The sequence below is a fragment of the Candidatus Omnitrophota bacterium genome (assembly GCA_028716565.1).
Lineage (GTDB): Bacteria > Omnitrophota > Gorgyraeia > Pluralincolimonadales > Pluralincolimonadaceae > Pluralincolimonas.
Map to the genome: position 1 here is coordinate 267,763 of JAQUPL010000002.1, position 6,088 is coordinate 273,850.

The 6,088-nt window shown below is 51.5% G+C and carries 5 protein-coding genes; all 5 read left to right on the forward strand.

From position 1 onward, the window contains the following. Position 1 precedes the first annotated feature (1 nt). Positions 2 to 2,371 (forward strand): glycosyl transferase family 36, encoded by a 2,370-nt coding sequence (locus tag PHO67_04460; protein ID MDD5546396.1) that lies wholly within the window; start codon positions 2 to 4, stop codon positions 2,369 to 2,371. 10 nt (positions 2,372 to 2,381) lie between these two features. Beyond that, positions 2,382 to 3,779 (forward strand): ABC transporter substrate-binding protein, encoded by a 1,398-nt coding sequence (locus PHO67_04465; protein MDD5546397.1) that lies wholly within the window; start codon positions 2,382 to 2,384, stop codon positions 3,777 to 3,779. Continuing rightward, the gene (locus PHO67_04470) at positions 3,776 to 4,660 is read left to right on the forward strand and encodes a sugar ABC transporter permease (GenBank protein MDD5546398.1); all 885 of its coding nucleotides are present in this window, start codon (positions 3,776 to 3,778) and stop codon (positions 4,658 to 4,660) included. Before PHO67_04465 ends, PHO67_04470 begins: the two co-directional genes overlap by 4 nt. A 4-nt stretch (positions 4,661 to 4,664) precedes the next feature. After that, positions 4,665 to 5,816, forward strand: coding sequence for a carbohydrate ABC transporter permease (locus PHO67_04475; protein MDD5546399.1), 1,152 nt, complete (start codon positions 4,665 to 4,667; stop codon positions 5,814 to 5,816). A gap of 80 nt (positions 5,817 to 5,896) precedes the next feature. Continuing rightward, the coding region (locus tag PHO67_04480; GenBank protein ID MDD5546400.1) for a hypothetical protein at positions 5,897 to 6,088 on the forward strand (192 nt) is incomplete at its 3' end.

Here is a 6,088-nt window from a genome sequence, read left to right on the forward strand (position 1 = left end):
GATGAAATTCCAGACTGACTATGGTTATTTCACCGATGACGGCAAGGAATATGTCATAACCAGGCCCGATACCCCGCGTCCGTGGGTTAACGTTATCTCCAACGGCTCATATTCACTGGTGATATCCCAGACCGGTTCGGGTTTCTCGTGGTGGGAGAACTCGAATCTCGCCAGGCTGACACGGTGGGAACAGGACCTGGTAAAAGACGAGTGGGGAAAATACCTCTATATAAAAGACAGGGATAGCGGGGACTTCTGGTCCTTGGGGTGGAAGCCGGTCTGTCGCGATTTCGACAGTTACGAATGCCGGCACGGCATAGGCTATACCATCCTTTCGAATAAATACAAGGGCATAGCCTCCTCAATGACCGTTTTTGTCCCGCGCAATGAGCCGGTCGAGATATGGAAGGTCACTTTAAAGAACGAATCCGGCGCCATAAGGCCGTTATCGCTTTTTTCGTATTTCGAATGGCTTCTAGGCAATAAGGACGATACTCACCGGGAGTTCCATAAGACCTTTATAGGCACTTCGTATGAGAAGGGCCTACACGCCCTTTACGGCGAAAAGAGAAAACAGCCGATGCTGCCAGGTTCGATAATCGGCGAGTACCCGTGCACGGCATTCTTCGCCTCGTCGGTCGAGCCCGAGTTCTGCGAAGGCGAGAAGGAGAATTTTATCGGGATGTACAGGAGCCTTGCCGACCCGCTCTCGGTCGAAAAAGGCATTCTTACCAATACCACCGGCAGGTGGAATGACTCGATAGCCAGCCTACATCTAAACGTGAGCTTAAACCCCGGCGAGAGCAAGGATATCATCTTCATTCTCGGCCTCAGCCAGGGCAAGGCCAAAGACGCGAAAATAATAAAGAAATATTTTGACGTCAATAACGTGAATATTGCGCTAACCGAGGTCAAGAAATACTGGGCCAGCATGCTCTCCGGCCTTACGGTAAAGACGCCGGACGACGCGCTTAACCTGATGACGAATACGTGGCTTAAATATCAGGCGATATCAGGCAGGATCTGGGCCCGCTGCGGCTACTACCAGTCGAGCGGCGCGTACGGTTTCAGGGACCAGCTTCAGGACAGCCAGATATTCCTTCCCTTGGACACTTCGCTCACGAAGAAACAGATACTTTTGCACGCGGCGCACCAGTTCAAGGACGGCACGGTATATCACTGGTGGCATACGCTCGCCGAATGGGGCCCTAAGACGAACAAGGTAGACGACCTGCTCTGGCTCGTATTCGTGACCATAAGTTATATAGAAGAGACCGCGGACTTCGGCATCCTGAAACAGAAGGTCAAATTCGTGGACGGCGGAAACGCGACCCTGCTTGAACATTGCGAACGCTCGATAAAGAAGGTCCTGTCGAGGTTCTCGAAGCGCGGGCTTCCTCTCATCGGCGAGGGAGACTGGAACGACGGCATGAACTTCGTAGGCGTGAAATTTAAAGGCGAATCGATCTGGATGGCGCATTTCTTCGCGGATATCCTGAAGAAGTGGTCGGAGGAAGTCCTTTCCGATAAGAAGGTCAACAGGAAGGCCGATGCGAAGAAATATGCCAGGAAATTCGAAGACCTGAAAAAGGCGATCAACAAATACGCCTGGGACGGCGAATGGTACTGGCGCGCGACCTGCGACGACGGTTCTCTGGTGGGGAGCTCCAAATGCAAAGAAGGGAAGATCTTCCTTAATGCGCAGGCCTGGGCCGTCATCGCCGGCACAGGCACCGAAGAACGGATAAAGAAGGCCCTGGCTTCCTGCTCGAAATATATTTACAGGGACTACGGCGCCATACTCCTTTATCCCGCGTTCTCCGAGCCGAACCAGAAGATAGGTTATATCAGCCGCTACGCGGCCGGAGCTAGGGAGAACGGAGGGGTCTATACCCACGCCGCGACCTGGGCTGTCATCGCCGAATGTTTGCGCAAGAACGCGGATACCGCATATGACCTTTACAGTAAGATATGCCCTCCCAACAGGAGTAAAGATATCGACCATTACAAGGCTGAGCCGTATGTCACGCCGGGCAACACCGACGGACCCGATTCCGTAAATTACGGAAGGGGAAGCTGGACATGGTATACCGGTTCGGCGTCCTGGCTTTGCAGGGTCGCGACAAACTGGCTTCTCGGCGTCAGGCCGGTCCCCGAAGGGCTGCTTATAGACCCGTGCATTCCCAAGGAATGGAACGGGTTCGATATGACGCGCAAGTTCAGGGGAGCCGTCTATAAGATCATCGTTTCCAACGCGGCGCATGTCTCGCACGGCGTAAAAGAGATAAAGCTGGACGGCAAAAAGCTGGACGGCAATATCGTGCCGCCCCTCAAAGACAATAAGGTCCACCTAGTGGAAGTGACTCTTTAAGAGAGAGTTAATGAAAAAACTTGTTGTTTTCCTGTTCGCCACGTTTTTAGCCTTCCAATCGGCCGGTTGCGCCGACAAAGAACAAAATTCCGACACGGTAAAAGTGACTTATTGGGAAAAGTGGTCCGGCTTTGAGGCGGACGCGATGCAGGCAGTCATCGACCTTTTTAATTCCAGGAAATTCAGGAATAAAGACGGAAAGATGATCAGGGTGGAGATGAGCACGGTAAGCGAGATCGACAGGCGATTGCTTACCGCCGTGGCCGGGGGCAACCCGCCTGATGTCGCAGGGGTCTGGACCTGGATCGTCACTACTTACGCCGAAAAAGGGGCGCTCCTTCCTATAGATGATCATTTGCGCGAGGCCGCTATAACAGAGGATCGTTATATTCCTGTCTTCTGGGAGATTTGCAGGTATAAGGGAAAGATGTGGGGCCTCCCGTCTACTCCGGCTTCAGTCGCGCTGCACTGGAACAAAAGGCTTTTCAGGGAAGCCGGCCTGGACCCCAACACGCCCCCCCTATCGATCCAGGAATTCGACGAGATGGCGGAGAAGCTTACGCTCATCAAGCTGCCGGGCCAGGATAAAGCCATATCATTTTATGAGTTAAAGACCAGGACGAATTATAAGAATCTTCTTGGCCAGGGCATGATCATACAAATGGGTTTCCTTCCCTCCGAGCCCGGATGGTGGCCATGGTCGTGGGGCTATTGGTTCGGGGGGAAGCTGTGGGACGGCAAAGAGAAGGTTACCGCGGACGGGCCGGGGAATGTCAAGGCCTACGAATGGATAAGGTCCTATTCCGAGAAATACGGCGTAGAAAACATAAAGAGATTTTCAAGCAGCTTCGGCGCATTCGCTTCGCCTCAGAACGCTTTCCTTTCTTCAAAAGTCGCGATGGTAAGGGAGGGAGTATGGATGTATAATTTTATCGACAAATACGCGACAGGGATGGATTGGGCCGCGGCGCCGTTCCCCTCGGACGGAGGAAAGCTGAAAGACGTCACTTATGCCGAAGCCGACATCCTCGTTATACCGAGGGGCGCGAGGCATCCGGGCGAAGCGTTTAAATTTATAAGTTTTGTAAATACGCAGGAGGCGATGGAATTGCTGTGCGAGGGGCAGAGGAAATTTACGCCGCTTAAGAATGTAAGCGAAGATTTCTACGCCAGGCATAAAAACCCGTATATACGCGTCTTCAGGGCACTGGCCGAAAGCCCGAACGCATTCATTACACCGAAGATGGTCATATGGCAGGAGTATCTGCGCGAGCTGAATTTTGCGTATGAGATGACAAGGGACCTGAAGGCCGAGCCGAAGAAAATCCTTTCGGACGTCAATAAAACAATGCAGAAAAGGCTGGAGAGAGAGCTCGAGATGTCAAAGAGGTCCGGGGAGAAGAGATGACCAAAGAAGAAAAAAGGGAATTCATAAAAGGTATTCTTTTTACCTCCCCTTGGCTTATCGGTTTCTCGATATTTGTCATATATCCGGTCGTGGCGTCCTTTTGTTACAGTTTTTGTTATTATTCGGTGATCCAGCCTCCGCGCTTCATCGGCCTGCTCAATTATAAAGACCTTTTGACCGATCCGATATTCTGGAAATCCCTGTGGAACACATTTTATTTTGTCATATTCATGATACCGCTCGGTTTTGTGGCGTCGCTTTCGTTGGCGATGCTGCTCAACACGAAAGTAAGGGGGATGGCTTTTTACAGGATGATATTCTTTGTGCCGTCGCTCGTCCCCATGGTCGCCGGTTCGATACTCTGGATGTGGATATTTAACGGCGAGTATGGGCTCCTTAATAATTTCCTGATAAAAATGGGGATCCCGAACCCCCCGAACTGGCTTATGGACGTGAACTTCGCTAAACCGGCCATCATAATCATGAGCCTCTGGGGGCTCGGCCAAACGATAGTCATATATCTTGCCGGCCTGCAGGACGTGCCGGTCGCGCTTATCGAGGCGGCAGACCTCGACGGGGCGAATTGGTTCGATAAACTTTGGAATATAACGATACCGATGATATCGCCCGTTATATATTTTAACGTGATAATGGCCATCATAGGGGGTTTCCAGATATTTTCACAGGCTTATATAATGACAGGCGGCGGGCCGCAGCGTTCGACGACTTTTTATGCGTTATACCTTTATCAGACGGCCTTCGAGGACCTGCGCATGGGTTATGCTAGCGCGATGGCATGGATATTGTTCGTTGTGATACTTATATTGACGATGCTCGTGCAGCGCATCTCCAAAGAGAGCGTCTATTACCACGGAGGTTGACGGCATGCCCCAAGGTAAAGGCATAAAGTTTATTACGTACCTGGCTTTGACCGCCTGCTCGGTCGTTTTCGCGCTGCCTTTTGCGTGGGTTATAGTCACGTCCCTCAAGCCGGTAGAGCAGACGATGACTATGCCGCCCACCTGGATACCCAAAACCTATTATATAGAGAGCGCCGGGAAAAAACTTGAAGTAAAAAAGGGTATCGTAACGCATGAGGCCGGCGCGATCTTAACCGTAGAAGAGGGGCCGAGGGAAGGGGAGCGTTTATTCGTTCCTAACTCGCAGCTAAAAGACGGCAAAGCCCTCCTTCAGGTCCAGATAGCCGACAAGGTCGTCCAGGGTTATTATCCCGTCGATATCGAAAAGGAAGTGCAGCCCGGATGGATACAGGTCATAGAAAAGCTGCCGGCTCAATACGAGAAGACCGAACCGTACTGGACTTTCGTCCCGCCGGGGAAGATAGTCGAGAAGGTAAAATTTTGGCTCAGGAATTACCTAGATGTCTTTGTTAAGATCCCGTTCCTGAACTATGCGAAGAACACGCTTATAGTGTGCATATTAGGCGTGATAGGGACGACATTTACCAGCGCCCTTGTCGCTTACGGTTTCGCCAGGATACGCTGGAAAGGAAGGGATTTCATATTCATGCTCACGCTTTCATCGATGATGATACCTTTTGCCGTTGTAATGGTCCCCCTTTACGGCGTATTCAAGGCATTCGGGTGGATAGGCACTTTGCAGCCGCTTTGGTTCCCGTATGTATTCGGCACCGCGTTCAATATATTCCTGCTGAAGCAATTTTTCATGACGATACCGCGCGACCTTACCGATGCCGCGAGGGTGGACGGGTGTAACGAATTTGAGATCTTCTGGCGCATAATACTTCCGCTCTCGAAGCCCGCCCTGACGGTCGTGGCCCTGTTCCATTTCCTTTATGCCTGGAACGACTTTATGGGGCCGTTGATATTCCTCACCAACAAGGATACGTATACGCTCTCACTGGGGTTGCAGGTATTCCAGAGCCAGCATGGCGGGACGGAATGGCACTTGCTGATGGCCGCCTCGGCGATGGTCATATTGCCCATATTGGTCATGTTCTTCTTCGCGCAGAAGACATTCATACAGGGAGTGGCTCTGACGGGGCTGAAGGAATAGGGAAGCCGTATTTAGGCTTGAAATGGGTGTATGCTTAGTGTAGAATCTAACGATATAAGAAAGGAAAGGAGGAAGTTCAGATGAAGAAGGTGTGTTTAGCGTTAACCGCGATGGCGATAGTGTTGCTTTTTGCGGGGCAGGTCTTCGCTGCAACCCTCGTCATAGCCGACTTTGACTCAGGTGACAAGCCCAATAGCATAGGCGGGGATTTCGGCGCCTGGAACAAGGACGAAGCCGATATGACCCAGGGCTGCAAGATGGACTTCGATTCG